Origin of the sequence: Corallococcus sp. CA053C, assembly GCF_003611675.1 — a bacterium.
Classification (GTDB): Bacteria; Myxococcota; Myxococcia; order Myxococcales; family Myxococcaceae; genus Corallococcus.
In genome coordinates this window covers 1-1,799 of record NZ_RAWA01000746.1, presented here as the reverse complement: position 1 = coordinate 1,799, position 1,799 = coordinate 1, and the positions used below count along the sequence as shown (strand labels likewise).

Here is a 1,799-nt window from a genome sequence, read left to right as displayed (position 1 = left end):
TCCCCATGCCGCCCCGTCGGGCGTCCCCGCACGGACGGCCAGCACGGCGGGGAGCATGAGCAGGTCGAACACCAGGCAGGCGCACCACCAGCCCAGCGCCAGGGTGGTGGACCGGGAGCGCGGGGTGGTCTGCCACGGGCTCTGGAGCTGCCGCAGGTAGGGCCAGGAGAGGCACAGCGCCACGAGCGCCGGCAGGGGCGTCCGGGTGCGGACGCAGAGCCAGAGCACGGGCGGGAGCTGGACGACCGTGACGAGCGCGGTCGCCATCAGGCGGAAGTGGCCCTGGAAGCGCGGGAAGGGCATCGGGGCTGCGTGTCTAACCGGTTCGCGGCCCGCGTGCCTGGAGACCTGACGCCGCTCGGCGGCTCCGACACCGAGCACCCACGCCGCCCGCGCCAATCCCTTCGTCAACCGGGAGGAAACGATGCGCGCTCCGGCCCCCCATCAATCCCGCTCTGGAGATCACGTATGCTCCGCGCCCGCGGCCTCCTTGGCCCCGGAGTCATCCTTGCGCGCCCATCCCCCTCCTCTTCCCCTCTCCTCCACGCGCCGCTTCCGCGCCAGGGCCGGTGTCCTCGGGACCTGGCTGCTCTTGAGCCTGGGCCTCACCGGGTGCCCTGACGCGCCGGAAGGGCCCGTCCGTCCCTTCGAAGTGGGCACGGGCGGCATGTTCACCGCGCTCCAGGACGGCGACACGGTGGAGCTGAACTCGGGGTTCCAGGGCGGCCAGCACGTCTTCGTGTCCCTGCGCGCCTGGGAGCTCACCACCCTGTCGTCCCGCGTGGAGCTGTCCCTGGAGCGCACCTCGGATGGGAACCGGGTCTCCGTCCCCTATGAGGTCGACCTGCGCTTCTCCCCGAGCCCCCAGCCGGGGGAGCCGGCCATGCTCGAAGGACTGCTCTTGCAGGTCACCGATGCGAGCAAGGCCGTGGGCCAGGAGGTGCGCCTGAACGCGTCCTTCGAGTCCAACACCGGCGAGCACGGCTCCGACTCGCGCACCGTCATCATCCAGTGGGCCTCCGACCTGGAACCGTAGCCCGTAGCGCCAACCCCCGCGACACGCCGGAGCCGCGTCATGCCGCAGCCCCTTTCCCCTCAATCCCTCTCACGGACGCGTGCGCGCGCCCGCTGGCTGCTGTCGCTGCTGATGGGCGCGCTGCTCACCGGCTGCCCCGACGAGCCCGAGCCCACGCCGGAGCCCATCCCCTGGGCCGCCGTGGCGAAGGGCCGGCCGGAGGCGCTGCTGTCCATCTCCGGCCGCTCGGCGTCGGACGTGTGGGCGGTGGGTTCGGACCGGGGCCGCGGGCCGGAGGTGCTGCACTTCGACGGCACGGCCTGGAGCGAGGTGCCCACCGGCACGCGCGGAGACCTGTGGTGGGTGCATGCCTTCCAGGACGGCCCGGTGCTGCTGTCCGGCGGCAGCGCCACCATCCTCCGCTACGAGAACGGCGCCTTCACGCGCATGCGCACGCCGGGGCTGGCGCGGCACACGGTGTATGGCGTGTGGGGCTCGCGCCCTGATGACGTGTACGCCGTGGGCAGCGTGTCCGACCGCGACGGCTTCATCTGGCACTCCGACGGCACGCAGTGGAGCGAGGTGCCGCTGCCGCTCGCGGACCTGCCCCTCATGGCGAACGGAAACCACCCCGGCTTCTTCAAGGTGTGGGGCACCGGTGGCGACGTGTACGTGGTGGGCGCGCGCGGCGTGGTGCTGCGCTCGCGTGGCGGAGGCGCCTTCCAGGTGGTTCCCACCGGCACCACCAGCCGCCTCTTCACCGTCCACGGCGGCGGAGGCGTGG

Annotated in this window: 2 protein-coding genes and 1 pseudogene; 2 read left to right on the top strand and 1 reads right to left on the bottom strand. The window is 72.8% G+C overall.

Annotation, left to right across the window (positions count from 1 at the left end; all coding sequences use genetic code 11):
* On the bottom strand, positions 1–303 hold a 303-nt coding region (locus tag D7V97_RS42790; RefSeq protein ID WP_147445252.1), incomplete at its 3' end, for a hypothetical protein.
* A 205-nt stretch (positions 304–508) separates the two neighbouring features.
* Here D7V97_RS42790 and D7V97_RS42785 point away from each other — a divergent pair.
* Positions 509–1,036, top strand: coding sequence for a hypothetical protein (locus D7V97_RS42785; RefSeq protein WP_147445251.1), 528 nt, complete (start codon positions 509–511; stop codon positions 1,034–1,036).
* 39 nt (positions 1,037–1,075) lie between these two features.
* Positions 1,076–1,799 (top strand): annotated as a pseudogene (locus tag D7V97_RS42780) (hypothetical protein); the annotation flags it as partial.